Here is a 21,972-nt window from a genome sequence, read left to right as displayed (position 1 = left end):
CCAAAGAACGGCATTGGCCGCACTCGCCTTTCGTGATTGTCTGCGGACCCTCACTGAGCCTCACCTTCGATGGCATTGGCTGCGCGTGATCCAAGATTGCGGTGGCGGACAGTGGGCGAAAATCCTGCACCGCGCAAGCCTTCAGCCAAGTGCTCGGCGCAGAACACGGAGCGGTGTCTCCCGCCGGTACAACCGAAGGCGACATGGACGTAGCCTTTGCCCTGCGCCTGATAGAGCGGAAGTAGCTTTGCGACCAGGGCTTCGATATCGCCGAACGCTGCCCTAAACGCAGGATCAGACCGGATGTGGTCCTGGACCTGCTGGTCGAGCCCGGTCTGCTCTTTGAGTTCAGGCACCCAATGCGGGTTGTCGAGAAACCGCATGTCGAAAACCAGATCTGCTAGCGGTGCCATGCCTCGCGCAAATCCGAAGCTGGAGACGGTAAGCGTCAATTCCGCTGATCCTGCGCCGCTAAACATCTTGCGAATATGCGCCTGCAGGTCGTTACTGTTGAGGGTGGTCGTTTCGATCAAAATATCAGCTGCCTGACGCAGCGGATCGAGCAATTCGCGCTCCGCTCTGATACCGTCTTTGACCGGGCGATCCTGCGCCATGGGATGACGGCGGCGCGTCTCATTATAGCGGCGCTCCAGCTCTTCTGTGCCGCAGTCGATGAACAAGGTTGCAACTTCCAGATCATCGCGCTCGGAAAAGCGTTCTGTAAGAGCAAGTATTTCAGCAGGGACGAGACCTCTTGTTCGCGAATCGAAGCCTATTGCGAGCATTCCCGGTTGCGTGTCTGAGCCTGAGACGAGGCCCTCAAGCAAGCGGGTCGGGAAGTTATCGATGACTTCCCATCCCAAATCTTCAAGTACATCAAGCGCGGTGGATTTGCCTGCGCCTGACAGCCCCGTCAGCAGCAATAGGCGTTGCTTTTGTGACTTATCCTGCAGAAAGCTTTCGCTGTCTTGTTGACTGTTTCCGGTCATACGCTGTCCTTTGGCAGACCGTGCAAGCGTAAGCCCCATTCGACGCGCAAAGGCAAGGAGCTGGGATCGGACTTTCCCAGTGCGAGACAGGGAATGGCGCAACCGAGTAGGTCTTTTGTTTCCGTGGCTTTAGGCAAGCGTTCGCTCTCTCGATCCAAGTCAATCAGCAAGGATACGGGCGCGCTTACGCTAACAAACTCCGCAATCCCAACGCCGCGAATCTCTAGCAATCCTGCGATATTGGGCGGCGGCGAAGCGACTACACGATTGCCGGTCCATTCCAACGATACGCCATCATCTCCGATCAGTTCTGCGCCGCGATCAATCAGCGCTAAGGCCAAGCTTGATTTGCCTGAGCCTGGCGCGCCTCTGATCAATACGGCGCGACCGCCAATCGAGACGGCACTCGCTTGCATGGTCTGGTGAGTTTCAGTCATCAGAGCGCGCGGGGGAGAGTGAGCTTCATGCACGCCCCACGCGCGCCATCCGCTCGAGCCTCTGCAATTAGAGAGCCATAATGCGCTTCAGCAATCGCCCGGGCGATCGCAAGGCCGAGACCTGAGTGATTGCCAAAGTCTTCCTCCGATGGCCGCACCGAGTGAAAGCGAAGAAACACCTTTTCTCGCGCACCCTCAGGGATACCCGGCCCATTGTCGCAAACTGTCAATTGTACGTCGTTCGCGGTCGTCGAGATTGAGACCTCAATCGGCTTGGATGGCGGATTGAATGATACTGCATTGTCGAGGAGGTTCTCGATCACCCGCTCGATCCGCACCGGCACTCCACTGATAATGGGAGCCGGACCACTAATGCTCAAAGCGACACGGTTATCCTGATTTTCCGCTCGCGCTTCGCGGCTGCCGATGATTGCTTCAACCAGTTTTTCAAGATCGAAGTTCTCCATCGTGGCGCGGGATATTTCAGCGTCAATCCGGCTCGCTTCGGAGATTTCTGTGACCAAGCGATCGATCCGGCGCACATCGTGCGTCGCAATTCCCGTAAGCTGGTCGCGAAGCTGGGCGTCGTCGACACGCGGCAAGGACTCAATCGCGCTCCGCAAGCTTGCAAGCGGGTTTTTGATCTCGTGAGCCACGTCGGCCGCAAAATGATCCACTGCGTCAATCCTGTGACGCAATGCCCCGGTCATGTCGGACACCGAGCGGGCAAGGACTCCAATCTCATCATCGCGTTCTGGCAGGCGAGGAACCTCGACATCGCGATCCCGGCCTTGTCGCACGCGGGCAGCCGCGCCGGAGAGTTGTTTCAAAGGAGTCACGATTGTTCGTGCGAGGAACAGCGACAAGAGAATGGAGCCTAACAGTACGAACAGGACAGCCACCACGAGGCTCGACCGTGCAGCGCGAACCGCCTCTGTAATGTCGACTGCATTTCGTGTGGTCAGCAGCGTTGCGCCATTCAATCCCACTGGTGCAGCCGCGGTGATCACGGGCGTTCCATCCACCCAATCGTAAAGCGTCACTTGCGTCACGCCTTCTTCGCGTGCGCGTACGACCTCGTCCCATGCCTCAGCGGTTTGAGCTTCATGCTCGACATAATCAGTGACAGCTTCAGCGCTGACAATTGTGTCAATCGTACGGTCGAGCCAACGTGCGAAGCGTTGGTCCCACGTATCGTCGCTAATATCCTCGAATGTGAAACCAGGTTCATCAAGCGCGAAACTGTCCGCCCAAAGCAAGCCCTCAGCATCGAACATACGCAGCCGCATGCGCTGCTCGCGCCCGATTTGAACCAGCAAGGCCTCCTGACGGGCGCGGGTCGCACCGGCAAGCGCTTCCGCTGTGATCTGCGCTTCGATACGCGCCAGTTTGAAGCGTTCGTTTATCAGCTGCGTGCGGTAGGTATCGAGATAAAACAACCCGCCGCCGAGCAAGACAAGCGGAAGCAGGTTCACCATTAGAATTCGCGATGTCAGCGAGAAACGGCCTGCCCAAGTCGGGCGCTCGTTTCTCGAGGGCGCGAGACTTGAACCAGATGGATCAACCATCGGTGTAGCTGTAACCCGCACCGTAGAGAGTCTCGATTGCCTGGAACTCTCTGTCCACTTGTCGGAACTTGCGCCGCATCCGTTTTATGTGGCTGTCCACCGTCCTGTCATCGACGAAGATATCATCGGGATAAGCGGCATCCATCAGCTGGTTGCGGCTCTTGATGACACCGGGCCTTGCAGCAAGCGCTTCGAGTATCAGGAACTCCGTGACGGTCAGTGAAACCGGTTGACCGTCCCAAGTGACGTGGTGGCGTGCCGGGTCCATGAAAAGGCGTCCCCTGGTCAGGCTTGGGCCAACCGCTTCACTTTCGGTGGCATCGGCTGAGCCACGCTCTGGCGTTGCCCGGCGCAGAATTGCGCGAATGCGCGCGAGCAGAAGGCGCAAGCTGAAAGGCTTCGCAATATAGTCGTCCGCGCCCAGCTCGAGCCCGCGTTCCTCATCGCTTTCATCATCTTTGCTGGTGAGAAAGATTACCGGCATCGCAGACTCAGCGCGAACTCGGGCAAGCAATTCAAGGCCGTCCATCTTCGGCATCTTGATGTCGAACACAGCCAAGTCAGGGGGATTGTCGAGCAAGGCCTTAAGCGCGGTTTCTCCATCAGAGTAAATCCGCGTTACAAAGCCTTCAGCCTGCAGCGCGATAGAGACCGTTGTGAGGATGTTGCGATCATCATCGACAAGCGCGATTACATAATCACTATCCGATTTGGAGGGCCGTTCTGGCGCCGCATCGGAGCTGCTCGGCTCATTCAGATTGGAAGCACTTGTCATGTCTGGAATTGATCTAGCCGTTCGCGGGCTTTGAGACAATTGTAACTCGTGTCTCAAAAAGGAGCTGATCGGCGCAAATATCCCCATCGGCGTTTGACGCAAGAGTGGCCGCAAACTATGCACTTGTGAAACCGTGCATTCGTATGCAGGCGCTGGTCGCAAGAGAGAAAATAACGCCGCATCGCATCGCATTTACCCTTGTGACCCAATCCTTATGGAGAGTTGCGTGACCACTTCGCTTGCCCATTCGCTGACAGAGCAGGGCTTTGAAACCAAAGCAGAAATTTTTCCAAACCTCGGCTCGGCAGAGCTGGTGGAGCAGTCCATTGCTCGCGGAGAAGGGAAGCTTTCAAAGTATGGCTCGCTTGTGGTCGAAACCGGCAAGCACACCGGTCGCAGTGCCAATGACAAGTTTATTGTCAAAGATGCCGAAACAGCCGATTCGGTATGGTGGGGCAAAACCAATGTGGCGATGGATCCTGCGCATTTTGCTGCGCTGAAAGAGGATTTCCTCGCAGCTCTGGCCGAGAAAGACACACTGTTCGTCGCTGATCTGTTTGGTGGTTCGCAGCCAGCACACCGCGTCAATGTGCGCGTCATCAATGAATTCGCATGGCATAACCTGTTCATTCGTACGATGCTGGTGCGTCCTGAACTGACCGAACTTGCAGACTTCGCGCCGGAATACACCATCATCGATCTGCCGAGCTTCAAGGCCGATCCGGAACGTCACGGCACGCGCAGCGAGACTGTGATCGCAGTGAACCTGTCCGAGAAACTGGTACTGATCGGCGGAACCCGGTACGCAGGTGAGATGAAGAAGAGTGTCTTTGGCATTCTCAATTATCTGCTGCCGACCAAAGGCGTAATGCCGATGCACTGCTCGGCCAATATCGGCCCCGACGGCAAAACCGCTGTGTTCTTCGGTCTTTCCGGCACCGGCAAGACAACGCTCAGCGCAGATGCGAGCCGTACCCTGATTGGCGATGACGAGCATGGCTGGTCGGACGATGCAGTCTTCAATTTCGAAGGTGGCTGCTATGCGAAGATGATCCGCTTGTCAGAAGAAGCGGAGCCTGAGATTTACGCGACGACGCGGCGCTTTGGCACTGTGCTGGAAAATGTCGTGATGGATCCAGTGACCCGCGATCTCGACTTTGACGACAATTCGCTCGCTGAGAATACTCGCGGTGCTTACCCGCTCGATTTCATCCCGAACACTTCGGAAAAGAACCTTGGCCCTGCGCCCAGCAATGTCATCATGCTCACAGCTGATGCCTTTGGCGTGCTTCCTCCGATTGCGCGCCTGACGCCAGAGCAGGCAATGTATCACTTCCTGTCGGGCTACACCGCCAAGGTGGCGGGCACTGAGATCGGCGTGACTGAGCCGGAAGCAACATTCAGCACGTGCTTCGGCGCGCCGTTCATGCCGCGCCATCCGAGTGTCTATGGCAACCTCCTGAAGAAGCGCATTGCAGAAGGCGGCGTGCAGTGCTGGCTCGTCAATACCGGCTGGACCGGAGGCAAGTATGGCGTGGGCAACCGTATGCCGATCAAAGCTACTCGTGCGCTTCTCAATGCAGCGCTCGATGGCAGCTTGAACGATGTCGAGTTCCGCAAGGATCCGAATTTCGGGTTCGAAGTGCCGATCGCTGTGCCTGGCGTCGATGATGCGATCCTTGATCCGCGTTCCACCTGGGCGGACAAGGACGAGTACGACCGCACAGCTGAAAAGCTGGTGCGTCTGTTCGTCGACAATTTTGCCGACTTTGAAGCGCATGTGGATGAAGGCGTCCGCCAAGCTGCACCGAACACACCAGTGGCCGCTTAAGCGCAAAACCAATTTCCGAGTTGGAGAGGAGAGTCCCGCCCGGCCACAAGGCTGGAGCGGGGCTTTTTCGTTCCGAGTGTAACTCCATCGCGATGAATGGCGCGATTCCTCCTTTTCATTGTGACGGCATACGCTTAGCCTCACCGCTTCATTCACAGTGGAGAGACAGACAATGAGCATGCTCGATGGAATTCTAAAGAACATTGGCGGAGCGCCAGATGATGTGGCCAATCTCGCGGCAAAGGTCGGGATTGATCCAGCCATGGCGGAAAAGGCGATCGCGACACTGGGCCAGACTCACCAGATGCAAGGCGACACAGTGGAACTGGCGTCCGCGAAGACAGGCCTTGATTCCGGCGTCCTCAATCAGATCGTTGAACAAATCGGCGGTGAAGGATCGCTGATGCAGTTCGCCAGCGCGATCAAGGACGATCCTTCCTCTTTCATGGATTTGCTTGATCGGGATGGCGATGGAAACGCGCTCGACGATATAGCCGGTATGGCAAAAGGGTTGTTCGGCAAGAACTGAAACTGACAGAAAGAGGGGCGAATCATGAGCCTGGCACAGATGCTCCAGCAAACCGGAGCTATCGACAGCATTGCGCGCGAGTTGAATATCGATCCGGGTATGGCTCGGACCGGTGCCGGCGCATTGCTTCCGGCGATTGTCGCTGGAATGGGGCGTAGTACGACTGGCGGAACGACAACACCTGATCCCATGGGCGGGTTGGGTAGCCTGGCAGGTGCAATCCTCGGCGGAGGCGGTGCTAGCCAGTCTAGCGGTCTGGGAGGCGCGCTCGGTGGCGCATTGGGAGGCGGTCTGCTCGATGCCGTGCTTGGCCAGAGTCCGACGCCTGTCCAGCAAGGCAATGACATCCTTGGCAACATCTTTGGCAGCAAGGATGTCAGCCGCTCAGTTGCAGGCGAAGTATCATCCATCACAGGTATCGATGAAGGCATTTTGAAGAAGATGCTTCCGATCCTCACCATGGCGGTCGCCGGCTATATGGCCAAGCAAGCCATGGGCGGCGGCGATGCACCGGCATCCGGCGGCGTTGGAAACGGCAGCCCGATGGGGGGTATTCTCGGATCGATCATCGGCGGGCTGGCCAGCCGTTAGGCTCTTTGATGCGCATGGAGCGATACGCTCAGCGCGTTTTTCGAAACACGGTTTTACCTCGGTGAGAGCGGGGGAAAGTGTGACTTTCCGGGAGCGGGGTATCACAGGCGCTTTTGCCCGCACCTCTTCACGCTGTTCAGCAGGGGGTGAGAGCTTGGCTGTGGTAATCGGGGACAGTGCAGCGGTCATCGCTGCCAGGCTATCGCGCACAGCGAAAGTAGGAAATTTCTGTAGACGGGAAGCCCGGAAAGCTTTCTTCGGTCAGAAGTGCATCGGCTTCCGGTCCGAAATTGGATCAGCGCTCAGCTGTCATTGTCCTGATCGCTGTCAGCATCTGGCTCGCTTTCCTCGGTCACGATCGAGGAGAAGCTCACTGGGCGGCCTTCAGGCACATTAGCAAGCGCGTCATCGAACGCCGTCGCCTGACCTGCGAGACGTCCGCCATGGGGATTGGCGGCGACCGGTCCCAGCACATAGCGCGCAAGGTCGATCTTGCCTTCCGAAGCCAGCGACACCGCTGTCTGCATGGCGAGCCCGTGGTCGAAGGGGGCAAGTTGCAAGGCACGTTCAAGAGCATGCCGAGCAGGTTCAGGTGGTTTCACACCTCGCACAGTATACGCTCTATAATAGTGAATGAGCGGTTGCGTGTGATCGGCCTCCAGCTTGTTCAAGCGTTGAAACGGCTTCATCGCGGCTTGCACTGCAGCGGTTACGTTCTCCGCATCCTCGGCTGCACGAAACTGCGCCTTGCCCTTTTGGACAAGCGCGCTCTTGTGATCAGGATCGATAGCCAGGGCCCTGTCTGCAGCCGCGATAGCTTCGGCATCATTGCCGGCATCATATTCTGCTTCCGCAAGCGCCGATAGGGCCCAGGGATCGCCAGGATGCTCCGCTACGATCGCGCGCGCTTCAGCCACAACATCCGGCGCATCGTCGGAACTTACTCCGCGCTTGGCCTTCAGGATGACCGGCATCGCTGCGGCATGGCCTTCGGATATTTCGCGCAGGCTTACTGGTCCGATGCTAATCTGATCGGCTGTGAAGCGGATCGCCTTCATATTGCGTTGGCGTCCGTAACGGGAAAGCTCGTTTTCCAGTTGATCGAGATCGCCGAAGACCTGCTCAGCAGCTTCAGTCGACTCAAGTCCCGATGACACCGCCTGCCAGTAAGCCTCGAGCTGTCCTGAGCGCTCACGGTTCATGCCGAGATAGTGGAATAACAACCAGCTACGCCCGTAAAACGCATCGTAACGGCGGCTGCCTTTGCGGTTCTCGCGATACAATTCATAGTCCAGCAGCTCAGCCAGACTGACCTCGGCCGCCTGACTGATCTCATAGGCGCGATCGTTGTTGGGCCAACCGAGATAAACCGATCCATCGGGATTGAAGCGGGACGAAGCAAAGTATTCAGCTGCCCCTTCGCTAAACCAGCGCGGCATGGCATTGCGCGAGGCACTGATCAGGAAGTGATGCGCATATTCGTGTAGAAGAACGGTCTGAGCAAAATCAGTGCCCTCATTCGAAATCCGGATGTTCGGAACGAAGGCGACAGAGCCTTCTGCGCGCGGAATGTAGAAGCCACCCACTCGCGAGTTTCGCGAGCCGGAATGCAGCATGCGCAGGTCATCGTAGCTGCCGACCATGTACACGGTGAGGCGGTTTGAAGGGCTGGGGGTGGGTAGCTTCCATCCGGTTTCCAGCTCCATCGCGGCATGGAAGCGTTCGAGCATCTCGCCAAATTCGCGCAGATCCTCTCCGCGTGTGTCGGCATAAAGTACGAAATGCTCACTAGGGGCTTCATACCACCGGGCATGCAATGGCGATGCGCTTAAAACGAGCGCAAGCGCCCCCACAAATACCGTGAAAATGCGACCCAGCATTGGAAACCCCCGTTTGCCCCTTCGCAGGCCTGAACACCTGCATTCCTTTAGGAGAATACGGTTGTAGCGGGCGATGACTAGTAAATTCTCGTCATCTCAGCAGCTTGGTACCGATATGGAGCAATCAGGCTTGCGCCCCCGCGATGTATCGATCGACATTCTTGGCGAGCACATCGAGCGGGACATTGCCGCCGAGGATAACCGCGTCGTTGAATGCCTTGAAGTCGTAAGCTTCGGCCAGTTCGGTCTCGGCTCGGCCACGTTGCCGCACGATTTCGCTATGCCCGATCTTGTAGCTGCAAGCTTGTCCGACCCAGCTGCAATAGCGGTCCACTTCACCGCGTACATCCTCGATATTGGAGCCGTTGCGCTCGACAAAGAACTGGCGCGCTTGCTCGCGGCTCCAGCGTTTGTGGTGGAGGCCGGTGTCGACCACCAGGCGGCACGCACGGAAGGCGAGGCTCTGCAGATAGCCGAGACGGCCAACCTTGAAGTCGTCATATGCGCCAAGCTCGTCTGCCAATTGCTGCGCATAGAGAGCCCAGCCTTCGCTGAACGAGCCAAAGCCGAGCAGCGTGCGGATCAGCGGCAAACGGTTGGAGTATTCGCCTTCCCACACATGGCCGGGAATGGCTTCGTGGAAGGTGAGGTCGGGAATGTCATAGCGCCGGTGCAGGTCGGTCGTGCGCAGATTGATCCAGAAGCGACCGGGGATGGAGCCGTCCTTGCTAGGCGCTCCGCCATAGGCACCTGGTGCGCCCGGTTCCTCAGCTGGCGGGATACGGCGCACTTCGAGCGGCGGGTCGACCAGCGTGTTGAATGCGCGCGGCATCTCGCCTTTGACCCAGTTGATCTGCTCCCAGATGAAATCCATAATCTCTTCGCGGCCCGGATCGCCTTCCGCAAACTGATAGCGCGGGTCTTTGCCTAAGGCTTGCATGCGCTCGCCGACCGACCCTTGCGTATAGCCGATCTCTTGCAGAATCGGGTCCATCTGCGCGTGCAGCTCGTCAAGTTCAGTAAGGCCGATCTCGTGGATTTCATCGGGCGAGAGGCTGGTGGTGGTGGTTGCTTTCAGCACCCAATTGTACCACTCCTCGCCTTGCGGTTGCGCCCAGATGCCGGGATCGGATTTCGCATCAGCGCGCTGGCTTTTCAGCTCTTCAAGCTGGCGGGCAAGGGCAGGGGCGATGCTGTCCTGCGAGATCCTGGCAGCCTCGTCCGCGCGTTCATCCAACGCTTCTTCGCCGAGATTTTCGACAATACCGCGGGCAAGCGGAGCGGAATAGGTGTCGCTTTCAAGCGCATTCGTGAGCGCGCTTTCCATTTGCGCGATGGTGGCGTCGAGGAGAAAGTCCGGCAGGACCAAGCCTTTTGCGCGTGCTTCCTTCATTCGCTCCAGCTCGCCATCGAGCACGGTCTCGACCTGGCCGAGACGCGACAGATAGGCCTCCACATCTTCCTCGGTCTTCACCGGCTGTGTCGCATCAAAGAAGCGCGGGAAGTCGATATAAGCGCCGACATTTTGTGCAACGACATAGGGTGTGTTGCGCCATCCGCCGACAGCGACGTCGCCATAGGGAAGAGCCAAGCCTTCCAGTGCAGTGGTGTATGCGCTGTCTACTACCTCAAGGCTGGTGATCTGGTCAGCGCTCAGCCCGTCATGGGAGAGACTTCGCGCAGCGTCGCGATCTTCACGCAGCGTTGCAGTGAGGGTCGCGATTGCCTCTGGCGACGAACCACCAAGTTCGCCGCGCAGATAGGCCTTGTCGCCAGTATCAACGCCGGTGCTCGTTGCGCTCGCCGGATTGAGTTCAAGCAGATTCCACGCGATGCGGCCGAGCAGCTCATCTGCGCCTGCGGAGCCAGCACTGTTGCCAAGCAGATCCGAACATCCCGGCAGGAGAGCGAACATGGAAACGCCGCCAACCCCTGCGCCGATGGCTTTAAGGGATTGGCGGCGTGTGATTGATTTGTATAAATCCGACATTTCTGTGCGTCTAATCCGCAGCCCCACTGTGTCAACAGGCCGCAGACCGATCAGCGATCAGTTGTCCTCAGTCCATGAACTGGTCAGGCACTTTCCCGCCATTCAGCGCCAGATGCTGCATGGTCACTTTGTGGAGCCAGATATTGTCTTCGGCTGAACCGGAATAGTCTGTCCGGCCAAGCTCCTGCGCAAGCTCCTTGCGATTGCCATAGCTGGAATCGACGCCGATCAATTTCATCAGATCGACAATCGACGTGCGCCAATTGAGCTTGTCTGCGCCGTCCATCGCGTCGAGCCGGTCTTCTACATTGACAACGGTTGTAGGCGGCGGGCTAGCGGGCGCTGCTGCGGGCTTGTCAGCTGGAGCGATGACCGTTTCTTCCGTGTCGTCATCACCAAAGATAGCGTTCTTGATTGAACTGAAAATTCCCATTGTATGTCCCTCTCTTGCGATTGATCGGGCCACAGTCTTACAGGATTCTAGAACAATGCAAGCGGAAGGAGATCAATGGCGTCACGCTCTTGCCTACGCGGGACGTCAATGAGATAGGGCAGCACCATGAATGTGGTTCTCTCCATAGTGATGCTGGCAGCTGGCGCGCTGATCGCCGGTGCGTTTGTCTATTGGCGCCGCACCGGCCAAATGAAGCAACCTCTGCTGATGGTGCTGCTAGCAGTAATTGCGATTGGCAATGTTGCCATCTGGACCGTGCCGACGAGCGATGGGGAAGCGCCCGTCGACAAGATCGCAGAAGACTAGGGCAGGGGGTAAGCAGCCCTAGTCAGGAATTCGCCAGCGGATCGAGCTGGAATAAACGCCGCTTGTAGGTGAGCCGTCGCTGGCCTTGGCGGGATTGAACCGTGCGCGCCGTTCTATCAGCGAACAAGTTGCCTGGTCCAGCGCTGCATGCCCGCTGGATCGCGTGATGGAACAATTCTCGACCGTTCCGCTCGCGCTTATGTCGAGCTTGAAGGTCGCGCTTCCGGTCATGCCTTCACGGATCCAGCGGCTCTTATAGTCGCTGTCGGTAATCCAACGCCCTGGATCATTGCGCGGGACCGCGGCGACGGGCTGGATTGCGCCGAGACCGGGAGTGGGGTCGGGGGTCGGCCGCGGGATAACGAATTCAATTGGCCGCGGTGGCGGAAGATCAGGAATAGTCAGCTCAAATGGTTTGTTGTTGCTGATCGGGATGATCGGGTCCGGCACGAAGGGATCATTCTGTACCGGCGGCGTATCCGGCTTCGGCTCAGGCGGCGTGTCAGGTGGCACAGGCGGGATTGGGTCCTTCACGTCAAACACATCGATGGGGCCATCATCGATGATGTCAGGCATGGTTCCGGTGACTGTCAGGCCGACCACAATCAGTCCGCCAATCGCGACATGCGCAATTGCTGCGCCTGCAATGCCTGCTGACTTCTGCTGCACGGTCTGTGCGTCTGCGTAAGCCATATGATTACTCCTTAAGGCAACTCTCCAATAGGTTTTAAGGAGCCACCAAATTATTGCTTTTTACTGCGACTCCATATTTGCAATGTTACAACATCACTGGGCGATTGTAAAATTACGACATTTTCCGCAGGCGCAATTGCACCGCGAAACGCGCTGTTTTCAAAGGCCTGCGATGGACAAAAAGTGAGCCGCTGAAGGCTAACTTTCAGCGCGAATGCCTCACTTGATCGGGCAATCCGGATCCAGACGGAAATTGAGATAATTGTCGACTGAACCCATCAGATCTTCGATTTCATTTTCGAAGAAATGGTTGGCGCGAGGTATCTCTTCGTGGTGGATCGTGATGTGCTTTTGCGTGCGAAGCTTGTCGACCAGCTTCTGCACAGCGCTCGGCTGGACCACAGTGTCATTCGCACCCTGGATGAAGATGCCACTGGCAGGGCAAGGCGCAAGGAAGCTGAAGTCGTACATGTTGGCGGGCGGCGCGACAGAGATAAAGCCGCGCACTTCCGGACGCCGCATCAGCAATTGCATACCGATGAGCGCGCCAAAGCTGTAGCCAGCGACCCAGGTCGTTTGCGCCTCAGGGTGGATCGACTGGACCCAGTCTAGCGCCGACGCTGCATCCGACAACTCGCCAATGCCATTGTCAAAGCTGCCCTGGCTGCGGCCCACACCGCGAAAGTTGAAGCGCAGCGTCGCAAAGCCGCGATCCGCAAACGTCTTGTACATGCGCTGCACAATCCGGTCATTCATCGTGCCGCCGCCTTCAGGGTGCGGATGCAGGATCATCGCGACAGGCGCGCGCGGGCGCGGCGGCGGAGAGAAACGACCTTCAAGACGGCCTTCTGGGCCGGGAAAGATGACGGATGGCATCGCTGGAACCTTGTGAAATGAGTTAAGCTAAGTACCGGCTGGTACGAGCTATCGAGTGCTCTATAGAGTGGCTAGTAACATTCTGCAATTTTTTAAGAATCATTCGCAATAAGGCTGCTTTGACAGAACGGATTTACCTCGATCATGCCGCAACATCGCCGCTGCGTCCGGAAGCGCGCGCCGCGATGGAAGAGGGCTTTCGCATCTGGGCGAACCCTTCGAGCCCGCATGCCGAAGGTCGCAAGGCCAAGGCAGCGCTGGAGGATGGGCGCGAGCGGATCAAACGTGCGCTCGGGCTGGGCCAAAAAGATAAGAACTACGAAGTTATCTTTACGAGCGGTGCGAGTGAGGCACTGTGGATCGCGCTTAATCGGGCGAAGGTGGATCGCCGGATTGTCAGCGCGGTGGAGCATGATGCCGTGTTCAGGGCTGCACCTGATGCGGAGGTGCTTTCCGTAAACGAGTTTGGTGGCTTTGAAGAGGACAAATTGGTCAAGTTGCTTGAGCAACCTGGCCGAGTGATTGCGGCACTCCAATCGGTCAATTCTGAGACCGGGAAAACGATCATGAATATGCCTGACCGCGATAATCCAATTGGCGAGGCATTCGGCGAGACTCAAAGCCTTTGGCTTTCGGACTGCTCACAATCTGCGGGAAAGCTCGCTCTTCCTGATGCAGATATGATCGTGATTTCGGCGCATAAGTTTGGCGGTCCAATCGGAATCGGCGCTCTGCTCGTGCGTGACTATGCAATGCTGGAGCCTATGGGCGGGCATGAGCGCGGATATCGTCATGGGACTGAAAACCTGCCCGGCGCATTGGGTATGGCAGCGGCCCTCGAGGCTGGTGGGCTAGAGACATGGAATACTAGCGAGCAGGATAGAGAGAATTTCTACCTTGGCATAGCGGAGTCCGGCTTCAATAGATTTAGCGGAAGCTACAACCCTTACATCGTCGCGCTCACCCATCCCACTATGTCAGCTCAGGCTTTATTGATTCGGCTTGACGCCATGGGTTTTGCGGTGTCGGCGGGCAGTGCGTGCTCATCCGGCACGCTCAAGAAGAGCCGAGTGCTTGATGCGTTTGGCGTGTCGGATGAGGTCGCGGCGCGAACAATCCGCGTCAGTATCGGCTGGAGCACAACGCCCGACGAGTTGGAACAATTCGCCACCGCATGGGCTTCCCTTTCATGATCTACCTCGATTACCAGGCTACAACCCCGCTCGCTCCTGAAGCGCGCGATGCGATGCTGCGCTGGCTCGACGGACCCGATGGCAAGGGCTTTGGCAACCCGCACAGCTCGCACCGGATGGGGCGGATGGCAGCCGCCGCGATCGAGGCCGCTCGAGACAAGGTCGCGGCACTATTCCCTCCGGGCGGGAAGGTGATCTTTACAGGCGGCGCGACTGAAGCGCTGAACCTCGCCATCCGCGGCTCTGGCAGTGACGGCACAGTATCCTATTCCGCAATCGAGCACTCTGCCGTGGGCGACACTGCGCAAGCCGCGGGCAAGGCGCATGTGCTTAACGTTTCCAAAGAAGGGCAGTGCACCACGAAGCAGGATGTGCCCGCTGACGTGCGCCTCATCGCGGTGATGCAGGTCAACAACGAGATCGGGGCCATCCAGCCGACCATCGACTGGCACCGCAAAGCAAAAGAAAACAATGCTTTGTTCCTCGTCGATGCGGTGCAGGCCTATGGCAAGATGGAAGTCACTTCGGCAGACATGATCGCGGTCAGCGCACACAAGTTTCACGGGCCCAAGGGCGTGGGTGCCTTGTGGGTACGCGACGGCGTCGAACTTACCGAGCAGCAGACCGGCGGATCGCAAGAGGGCTTGCGGTCTGGCACGCTTTCGCCCGCGCTTATCGCAGGGTTTGGCGCCGCTGCTGAACTCGCCAAGGAGCGCATGGCTGAGGACGCGGAGCATGTGGAAGCGCTGTGGCATCGTGCGCGCAATATGTTCGACGACTGGGAATTGAATGGCAGCGCGGATGCGCGCTATCGCGGCAATCTCAACCTGCGCAAAGATGGCATCGACGTCGCGCGGCTCATGTCGGACGTGCGCGACGTGATGTTCAGCGCTGGCTCCGCCTGCGCGTCAGGCTCGGGCCGCCCAAGCCATGTGCTGAAAGCGATCGGCCTCAGCGATGCACAGGCGAAAAGCTCGATCCGTTTGGGCTTCGGGCGCTACACTACGCTGGAGGATCTGGAACTCGCGGCGCGCAAGCTCATTGCTGCTGCAAAGGAGCAAGGCATTTGAGCATTACGGTCCATTTCACTGACCCTCAGGGCAATGCAGTCAGCGCGGAGGCCGAGCCTGGCGACAACCTCCTGCGCGTGGGGCAGGCGGCAGGCTTACCTCTGGAGGGGACGTGCGAAGGCCAGATGGCGTGTTCGACCTGCCATGTCGTTGTCGACGCGGAATGGTTCGACAAGCTGGCTGAGGCGAGCGAGGAAGAAGAAGACATGCTCGACTTTGCTGCCGACGTGCGCCGCACCAGCCGCCTTTCCTGTCAGATCGAGCTCAGCGTGGAGCTTGACGGGCTAGCCGTCACGGTTCCGGCGGACGCGCACGACGCCCGCCGGATGTGAGGTAGGTCAAGCCTCGCTGGAAGGCTTGGCCTGAGACTCTTTGCGAACACGCTTCCACAGCTTGAACGCCAGCCACGCAATCAGGCCTAGTGGCAGTATCACGGTGGTCGCGATCATGAGGAATGCGATCATCGAGCCGAGAATGCCGCCTAGCGATCCCCAGGCATTGCGGATCGGGTCGCTAAAGCCGCCAGGCACTCGAGCGCCCGATTCGTAGCTGATCGACATCTGGCTAAATGCAACGCGGCCGCGCATTTCGTTGAGCCAGCTGCGCGCCTGGTCGATCTCCTGATTGACCTGAGCGACGCCGCGCTCCGCTTCGACCAGTTCCGCGACAGTGCCCTTCCGGGTGCGTAGGACTTCCATCAGCCGGTCGCGCAGCAGAGTGCGCGCACGAAGCCGCGCTTCCGTATCAACGATCTGTTTCGACAGGTCCTCGCCCTGGATCGATGACGATATCAGCGTCGCATCAGCCCCGTCAGAGCTTGTTTCCAGCTCCTTGCTGAAAGCGCGTGCGGACTTTGCCGCGACTGCGATCTGCAAGCTGCCATAGGCATATTCGCCGTCCTGATCGGCTTGCTGCATAGAGATGATCCGGCACACGCTCGGCCCGCGCGCTTCGCACATGTCGGCGTGCTTTGTCTGCAGCGGCTTGATTGCTGCGGCAGGCAGCCGGAAGCCAAGTGCATAGCGGTAAGCGATCTGAGGAGCGGCGGTGGCAGAGCTCGGCTCGATCTGTTCGCCAGAAGCCGCATCTGCACCAGAGCGCCCAGCAGTTTCAGCAGTTGCGAGTGCAGCTTCCGCCTCCGGCTCCGCCATATCGACAGCTACATTCTCGTACACTGCCTCATTGTTGCCTTCGCTGCAGGCGGCCAGCGCAAGGGCAGTGCTGCTCAGTAAAATCAGAGGCTTACGCATCTCCATCTCCTCTTTCGTGAGACGCGCACAGGGGACAAAGGGGCGTACGCGCCTTTATTCTGCCCTGATTGTGCCACATTTTCGCCACAATGCAAGTCGCGCTGGGTTTGAGGAAGCGAAGGCTGCTGTCACATCGCCGAGTCTGTCGATCGAAATCAGACCTTCAACGTCCCTCTGTTTTCCTCGCAGCAAATCTCTATATGCCCGCTGCAATGACTGAGACTGCATTCCCCTCAAGCCTGCGCGAGCGCGTGCGCGATTTCGTTGAAGCCAAGCGTTTCGAGCATGCGATCACTGCTGTGATCGTGATCAATGCGATCGGGCTGGGGTTAGAGACCTCGCCAGCGATCATGGCGCGCTGGGGCGGCATCATCACGTCGCTTGATCGCCTTGCGATTGCGATCTTCGTGGTCGAGTTGACCCTGAAGCTGTTCGCTTATCGCCTCAACTTCTTCCGGAATGGCTGGAATGTCTTCGATCTGGTGATCGTCACCGCGGCACTGGTTCCGGCGAGCCAGCAATTCTCTGTCCTGCGCGCCTTGCGTATCCTGCGCGCGCTCCGGTTGATTTCCGTCGTCCCGAGCATGCGCAAGGTCATAGTCGGCCTGTTCAGCGCCATTCCCAGCATCGGGACCGTCATCGTGATGCTGGTGCTGCTGTTCTACATCAGCGCGGTCATGGCAACGAAGCTGTTCGGCGGCGCGTTTCCGGACTGGTTCGGCAGCCTTGGCGCCTCGCTCTATTCGCTGTTCCAGATCATGACGCTGGAAAGCTGGTCGATGGGCATCGTGCGGCCCGTCATGGAGGTCTACCCCTATGCCTGGGCGTTCTTCGTGCCGTTCATCTTGCTCACCAGCTTTATCGTCTTGAACCTGTTCATCGGTGTGATCGTTAATGCGATGTCTGAAGCGACCGATGAAGAAGCGCATGACGAGCGCGAGGAAATCCTTCACGAGTTGCGCGGATTGCGCGCCGAAGTGAGCGCGCTTCGCAAGGCTGCGGAAAAAGCGGACTAAGGCACGCTTTTCTTGCGCGCAGCACTCCCTAAGGCGGTGCGCCCTTGCTAAGCGAAATGAATGTCAGAAGTAACCGATTTGCCTGCTGAAGATCCTTTCGACCAGATCGTCGATGCACCGTTCGATTCCGCGCTGGAAGAACGCTATCTGGTCTATGCGCTCTCGACCATCACCGCGCGTTCGCTGCCCGATCTGCGCGATGGCTTGAAGCCGGTCCACCGCCGCTTGCTGTGGACCATGCGGCAGCTAAAGCTGGCGCCTGACAGCACTTTCAAGAAGAGCGCGCGCGTCGTCGGCGAAGTGATCGGTAAATACCACCCGCATGGCGATACCGCCGCTTATGATGCGATGGTGCGGCTCGCGCAGGATTTCTCGCTGCGGTACCCGCTGGTCGAGGGCCAAGGCAATTTCGGCAATATCGACGGCGATAACGCCGCCGCCTATCGCTACACAGAGGCGCGCCTGACCAAGACTGCAATGCAGCTGATGGAAGGGCTGGATGCTGGCACGGTCGACTTCATTCCGACCTATAATGGCGAGGAACATGAGCCGGAGCTGATGCCGGGCCTGTTTCCGAACCTGCTGGCGAATGGGGCAAGCGGGATTGCGGTTGGCATGGCGACCAATATCCCCTCGCACAATGTTGCTGAAGTGATCGATGCGACGCTCGAGCTGATCGACAATCCGCATGTCGAGCATGAGCGGCTGATGGAGCTGTTCCAAGGGCCGGACTTCGCGACCGGCGGTCATGTAGTCGACAGCAAGGAAAGCATCGCTGAAGCCTATGCAACCGGGCGCGGAAGTTTCCGTGTGCGCGGTGTTTTTCATGCACCCGAAGCGGACAAGAAGGACGATCAGGAAGCCGGAATAGAGCGGCTGGGCGGCGGGCAGTGGCAGCTCGTTATCTCAGAGATTCCCTATCAGGTTCAGAAGGGCAAGCTCATCGAGCAAATCGCGCAGGCGATTGCGGACAAAAAACTGCCGATCCTGGACGATGTCCGCGATGAAAGTGACGAGCAGATCCGCATTGTGCTTGTTCCGCGCAGCCGCAATGTCGATCCGGAGCTCTTGAAGGAATCGATCTTCAAGCTGACGGACATGGAAACGCGCTTCGGCTTGAACCTCAACGTGCTCGATGCCTCGCGCACACCGATGGTGATGGGGCTGAAAGAGCTGCTCCAAAACTGGGTCGCAAGCCAGATCGAGATCCTGCAGCGGCGCACACAGTACCGGCTCGATCAGATCGCCAAGCGGCTGGAGCTGGTCGAAGGCTACATCATCGCCTTCCTCAATCTCGACCGGGTGATCGAGATCATCCGTACCGAGGACGAGCCCAAGCCAGTGATGATGAAGGAATTCAATCTCACTGACCGGCAGACCGAGGCAATCCTCAACATGCGGCTGCGGTCCCTGCGCAAGCTTGAAGAAATGCAGCTGCGCGACGAGAAGACCGCGCTGCTCGAAGAACAGGACGAGCTGCAGAAACTGCTCGACAGTCCTGCGCGCCAGCGCACGCGATTGAAGCGCGACTTGAAGGCGCTGCGCAAGGATTATGCCGAGGACACCGATCTCGGCGCGCGTCGTACGCGGATCGAGGAAGCCGCCCCTGCGGTCGAGTTCTCCATGGATGCGATGATCGAGAAAGAGCCGGTCACTGTCGTTCTCTCCAAGAAAGGTTGGATCCGCGCAGCGAAAGGCCATGTCGACTTGGGCGAAGATGGCTGCGGTGATTTCAAATATAAGGAAGGCGACGGCGCTGCCTTTGCAAGTCATTGCCAGACCACCGACAAGATTTTGATCGCGGCCGAGAATGGTCGTTTCTACACGCTCGGCTGTGACAAATTGCCGGGTGCGCGCGGCTTTGGTGAGCCCATCCAGTCGATGATCGATCTGGAGGCGGAAACGCGCATCGCAGGCATGATCGTGCATCAGGATGGCGGGCGGCTTTTGCTGGCTTCAACCATCGGAAAGGGCTTTGTCGCGGAGACGAAAGAGCTGCTCGCGGAAACAAAGAAAGGCAAGCAAGTCGTAAATCTGAAGAATGACGCGAAGCTGCAAGTGATGCGCGAGATTGCGGCTGAACACGATCACGTTGCCTGCGTCGGTGACAATCGCAAGCTTGTCGTCTTCAATCTGGAAGAGGTGCCTGTACTCGGGCGCGGACAAGGTGTGACCTTGCAGCGCTACCGCGATGGCGGGCTCAGCGATGCGAAGACTTTCACTTTGGAGGAAGGCCTTAGCTGGCAGATGGGTGGCAAGGGCGACCGCACACGGACGGAGAATGAAATCTGGCAGTGGAAGGTCGCGCGCGGCGGGGCAGGGCGGTTACCGCCACAGGGCTTCCCCAAGGATAATACTTTTTAGCTTTTCGCTCCCACATCCGTGGGAGCGTCCTCACTAGACGTGCTGCCAAAGCAGCACCCGTTGCGGGCGGACGGTCGTCCTCTGGGTCGCTATCGCGACCGTCTTTCAGATACAAAAAGGGCCGCGAAGCGTGATGCTTGGCGGCCCTCTTCAATCGTTCAAGATCCACGATCAAGAAGCGGTGTCTGCTTCCATTTCGGCCCGCTTAGCTTCAGCTTGAGCTGGCGTCAGGATTTCAGCGCCTTCCGGCACTTCCACCATGTTTGCGGCGATCTGCTCGGCAGAATAGAGCGCCATCAGATTGCCGTTCGCATCGAGCGCAAAAGCATCGCGTGGCAGAGTGATGATGCCCGCATCGCTCTGGACGATCGCTGTGTCAGCGTCATCGACGGTGTAGACCGTGCCGGCTGGCATGCCGTCAGCACTCATCACAGTTGCACCTTCAACCAGAGCTGCATCGCGGCGGGCATTGGCTGCAGCGATTTGCTCGTCCATCATCGTGTTGAGCTGTGTTTTTGTCACAGTGATCGTCAGGCCGGTTTCATTCTGACCGAATGACTCTACGCCCAGTGGAACCTGGTGCTTGCCGGTGTCCAGCACAGCCTGTCCGTCAGCAACACTTGCAATCGTGCCCACTTCATTGCCTTCAGGTCCGTAAACGGTCGCACCGGCGTTGACCTCTGCGGCATTTGCAGCGATCGGCGTGGCAGCAAGGGCGGTTGCAAACAAAGCGGCTTTCGCGAATTTCATTTATGTCTCTCCAGTCATATGCGTGAGGCTACGGCACCCGGAACGGAGGGGTCAGGCGCACAGGAAGGCCTCGGAAATGTTGCGGGCGAACAATCAGAGTTCGCATCCATGACGCGCCAAGTACAGCGCGGGCGCGTGCATAAAAACTCGAACGAGCTAACGCAAGCGAGGTTCCGGATAGGTGTCCCAGCCTGAAGCTAGGCTGAAGGATCCGGTTTCAGATTTGCCAGCTCTGAGCTTAGCAGTTCTTCGATACGGGCTTTATTGGGGAAGCCCTCTTCTGCCCATTTGCGTTCAATCGTCTGCATGATCTGAGCGACCTGCGGACCCGCTTTGACGCCGCGCGCGACGATCTGACCACCGCGCAGCGGGAATTGGGGCGGGGTCCAGTTGGCAAGCGGAGCAAGGTCGGCGCCCGCAAGCAACAAGCGATCTTCAGCACTTTGCATGCCTTCGCTGTAGGCAAGCAATCTGGGGTTTCGCGCATCTTCAGCTACGCGCGATGCGGCGCTACTGAGCTGTCCGCGTTGCGCCCGAGACAAACGTAGCCGCGCTGCAACGCCGACAGCGACCTCAGGCGAGGGCGGCAGCAATGCCGCAAGTCTGCGGATCGAGGATGGTTCGACATTGTTACGCTGCTCGGCTTCGATCAGGCTCTCCAGCGCGCGAATATGACACGCCTGCGCTTCCGGCAGAATGACGGGGAGGACACCGCGTTCGCGCATGCGGGCGATGGTCGCAGTGGGATCAGGAAGCCCGAGCAGATTGAGCAGTTCCATTGCGATACGTTCTCGGCTGAGGCCTTTGAGTGTGCCAGCAAGCTCCGTGCAGGCCTCTTCTGCTTCTTCGTCGAGCTCCGCGCCAAAACGCGCTTGAAAACGATAATAGCGCAGGATCCGCAAATGGTCTTCGCGAATACGTTCGCGCGCATCTCCAATAAAGCGCACTGTGCGGGCTTCAAGGTCCTCCAGCCCACCGAAATAGTCAGACACTTCAAGTGTTTCCGGATGCGTATAGAGAGCGTTGATCGTGAAGTCGCGGCGGCTGGCGTCCTCCTGCCACTCTGTCGCGAATGTGACCGTCGCGCGGCGGCCATCAGTGGAAACATCGCGCCGCAAGGTCGTGATCTCGACGGGGCCTTCTGACAGCACGGCAGTGAGCGTGCCGTGTTCCAAACCGGTCGGGACGATACGGATGCCCGCTTCTTTACAGCGCGTCATGACCTCGTCAGGAAGCAGAGGCGTTGCGCCGTCGATATCCTTGACAGGTACGCCCAGCAGAGTGTCGCGAACCGCGCCGCCAACCCAGCGCAGATTGTCTGGCCCAAGCGCAGCGGTGAGCTGTTTCAGCCCTTCGCGCTTCGTCCAGTCTGCTTGCGGTAACTGCCCCATGCGGCCTCTCATCGCTTTG

The 21,972-nt window shown here is 58.4% G+C and carries 21 protein-coding genes; 9 read left to right on the top strand and 12 right to left on the bottom strand.

All coding sequences use genetic code 11. The features are described from left to right. Nucleotides 1-50: 50 nt before the first annotated feature. The 4 genes from rapZ to HUO12_RS06965 are packed head-to-tail and all read right to left on the bottom strand — an operon-like array spanning nt 51 to nt 3,769. Nucleotides 51-989, bottom strand: coding sequence for an RNase adapter RapZ (gene rapZ, locus HUO12_RS06980; RefSeq protein ID WP_176272895.1), 939 nt, complete (start codon nt 987-989; stop codon nt 51-53). After that, entirely contained in the window at nt 986-1,426 is a 441-nt protein-coding gene (locus HUO12_RS06975) for an HPr kinase/phosphorylase (protein ID WP_176272894.1), read from the bottom strand. The genes rapZ and HUO12_RS06975 overlap by 4 nt, the downstream gene beginning before the upstream one ends. Further along, nucleotides 1,426-2,994 (bottom strand): sensor histidine kinase, encoded by a 1,569-nt coding sequence (locus HUO12_RS06970; protein ID WP_176272893.1) that lies wholly within the window; start codon nt 2,992-2,994, stop codon nt 1,426-1,428. The genes HUO12_RS06975 and HUO12_RS06970 overlap by 1 nt, the downstream gene beginning before the upstream one ends. Then, nucleotides 2,987-3,769: a response regulator transcription factor gene (locus tag HUO12_RS06965; RefSeq protein WP_176272892.1), complete on the bottom strand. Its 783-nt coding sequence runs from the start codon at nt 3,767-3,769 to the stop codon at nt 2,987-2,989. Before HUO12_RS06965 ends, HUO12_RS06970 begins: the two co-directional genes overlap by 8 nt. Nucleotides 3,770-3,995: 226 nt before the next feature. On the opposite strand from HUO12_RS06965, the gene HUO12_RS06960 reads away from it, so the two are divergent. From HUO12_RS06960 to HUO12_RS06950, 3 genes are all read left to right on the top strand, one after another. After that, nucleotides 3,996-5,600, top strand: a complete 1,605-nt coding sequence (locus tag HUO12_RS06960; protein ID WP_332310382.1) for a phosphoenolpyruvate carboxykinase — start codon at nt 3,996-3,998, stop codon at nt 5,598-5,600. A 172-nt stretch (nt 5,601-5,772) separates the two neighbouring features. Next, nucleotides 5,773-6,129 (top strand): hypothetical protein, encoded by a 357-nt coding sequence (locus HUO12_RS06955; protein WP_176272890.1) that lies wholly within the window; start codon nt 5,773-5,775, stop codon nt 6,127-6,129. Between the two features lie 24 nt (nt 6,130-6,153). After that, nucleotides 6,154-6,720, top strand: coding sequence for a DUF937 domain-containing protein (locus HUO12_RS06950; RefSeq protein ID WP_176272889.1), 567 nt, complete (start codon nt 6,154-6,156; stop codon nt 6,718-6,720). A 302-nt stretch (nt 6,721-7,022) separates the two neighbouring features. On the opposite strand, the gene HUO12_RS06945 is transcribed toward HUO12_RS06950, so the two are convergent. From HUO12_RS06945 to HUO12_RS06935, 3 genes are all read right to left on the bottom strand, one after another. Next, the gene (locus tag HUO12_RS06945; protein ID WP_176272888.1) at nt 7,023-8,600 is read right to left on the bottom strand and encodes a DUF1570 domain-containing protein; all 1,578 of its coding nucleotides are present in this window, start codon (nt 8,598-8,600) and stop codon (nt 7,023-7,025) included. 124 nt (nt 8,601-8,724) lie between these two features. Then, nucleotides 8,725-10,590: a DUF885 domain-containing protein gene (locus HUO12_RS06940; protein ID WP_176272887.1), complete on the bottom strand. Its 1,866-nt coding sequence runs from the start codon at nt 10,588-10,590 to the stop codon at nt 8,725-8,727. A 67-nt stretch (nt 10,591-10,657) separates the two neighbouring features. Continuing rightward, a complete protein-coding gene (locus HUO12_RS06935; protein WP_176272886.1) occupies nt 10,658-11,023 on the bottom strand; it encodes a DUF3597 domain-containing protein in 366 nt (121 codons plus the stop codon). 126 nt (nt 11,024-11,149) lie between these two features. Here HUO12_RS06935 and HUO12_RS06930 point away from each other — a divergent pair, with 126 nt between their 5' ends. Continuing rightward, nucleotides 11,150-11,350: a hypothetical protein gene (locus HUO12_RS06930; RefSeq protein WP_176272885.1), complete on the top strand. Its 201-nt coding sequence runs from the start codon at nt 11,150-11,152 to the stop codon at nt 11,348-11,350. A gap of 18 nt (nt 11,351-11,368) precedes the next feature. Here HUO12_RS06930 and HUO12_RS06925 read toward each other — a convergent pair whose 3' ends face one another. Together HUO12_RS06925 and HUO12_RS06920 are read right to left on the bottom strand one after the other, a co-directional pair. Beyond that, on the bottom strand, nt 11,369-12,043 hold the full coding sequence (locus tag HUO12_RS06925) for an energy transducer TonB (RefSeq protein WP_176272884.1): 675 nt from the start codon (nt 12,041-12,043) through the stop codon (nt 11,369-11,371). Between the two features lie 219 nt (nt 12,044-12,262). Further along, nucleotides 12,263-12,919, bottom strand: a complete 657-nt coding sequence (locus HUO12_RS06920; RefSeq protein ID WP_176272883.1) for an alpha/beta hydrolase — start codon at nt 12,917-12,919, stop codon at nt 12,263-12,265. Between the two features lie 185 nt (nt 12,920-13,104). On the opposite strand from HUO12_RS06920, the gene HUO12_RS06915 reads away from it, so the two are divergent. From HUO12_RS06915 to HUO12_RS06905, 3 genes are read left to right on the top strand one after another with little or no spacing between them, the layout of a single operon-like run. After that, nucleotides 13,105-14,112, top strand: a complete 1,008-nt coding sequence (locus HUO12_RS06915) for a cysteine desulfurase family protein (RefSeq protein WP_232367470.1) — start codon at nt 13,105-13,107, stop codon at nt 14,110-14,112. Beyond that, nucleotides 14,109-15,182, top strand: a complete 1,074-nt coding sequence (locus HUO12_RS06910) for a cysteine desulfurase family protein (protein ID WP_176272881.1) — start codon at nt 14,109-14,111, stop codon at nt 15,180-15,182. Before HUO12_RS06915 ends, HUO12_RS06910 begins: the two co-directional genes overlap by 4 nt. Continuing rightward, nucleotides 15,179-15,514: a 2Fe-2S iron-sulfur cluster-binding protein gene (locus HUO12_RS06905; RefSeq protein WP_176272880.1), complete on the top strand. Its 336-nt coding sequence runs from the start codon at nt 15,179-15,181 to the stop codon at nt 15,512-15,514. The genes HUO12_RS06910 and HUO12_RS06905 overlap by 4 nt, the downstream gene beginning before the upstream one ends. 6 nt (nt 15,515-15,520) lie before the next feature. On the opposite strand, the gene HUO12_RS06900 is transcribed toward HUO12_RS06905, so the two are convergent. Then, complete coding sequence (locus HUO12_RS06900) at nt 15,521-16,432, bottom strand: DUF4349 domain-containing protein (protein ID WP_232367331.1); 912 nt, start codon at nt 16,430-16,432, stop codon at nt 15,521-15,523. 212 nt (nt 16,433-16,644) lie between these two features. On the opposite strand from HUO12_RS06900, the gene HUO12_RS06895 reads away from it, so the two are divergent. Next, on the top strand, nt 16,645-17,448 hold the full coding sequence (locus HUO12_RS06895; protein ID WP_217905178.1) for an ion transporter: 804 nt from the start codon (nt 16,645-16,647) through the stop codon (nt 17,446-17,448). 60 nt (nt 17,449-17,508) lie between these two features. Beyond that, nucleotides 17,509-19,812, top strand: coding sequence for a DNA topoisomerase IV subunit A (gene parC, locus HUO12_RS06890; protein WP_176272878.1), 2,304 nt, complete (start codon nt 17,509-17,511; stop codon nt 19,810-19,812). Between the two features lie 171 nt (nt 19,813-19,983). On the opposite strand, the gene HUO12_RS06885 is transcribed toward parC, so the two are convergent. Both HUO12_RS06885 and HUO12_RS06880 read right to left on the bottom strand, forming a co-directional pair. Next, nucleotides 19,984-20,562, bottom strand: coding sequence for a hypothetical protein (locus tag HUO12_RS06885; protein ID WP_176272877.1), 579 nt, complete (start codon nt 20,560-20,562; stop codon nt 19,984-19,986). 197 nt (nt 20,563-20,759) lie between these two features. After that, a complete protein-coding gene (locus HUO12_RS06880) occupies nt 20,760-21,953 on the bottom strand; it encodes a CCA tRNA nucleotidyltransferase (RefSeq protein ID WP_176274330.1) in 1,194 nt (397 codons plus the stop codon). Nucleotides 21,954-21,972 lie beyond the last annotated feature (19 nt).

This window comes from Altererythrobacter lutimaris (assembly GCF_013371495.1).
GTDB classification, from domain to species: domain Bacteria; phylum Pseudomonadota; class Alphaproteobacteria; order Sphingomonadales; family Sphingomonadaceae; genus Erythrobacter; species Erythrobacter lutimaris_A.
This window is presented reverse-complemented; position numbering and strand designations above follow the sequence as displayed.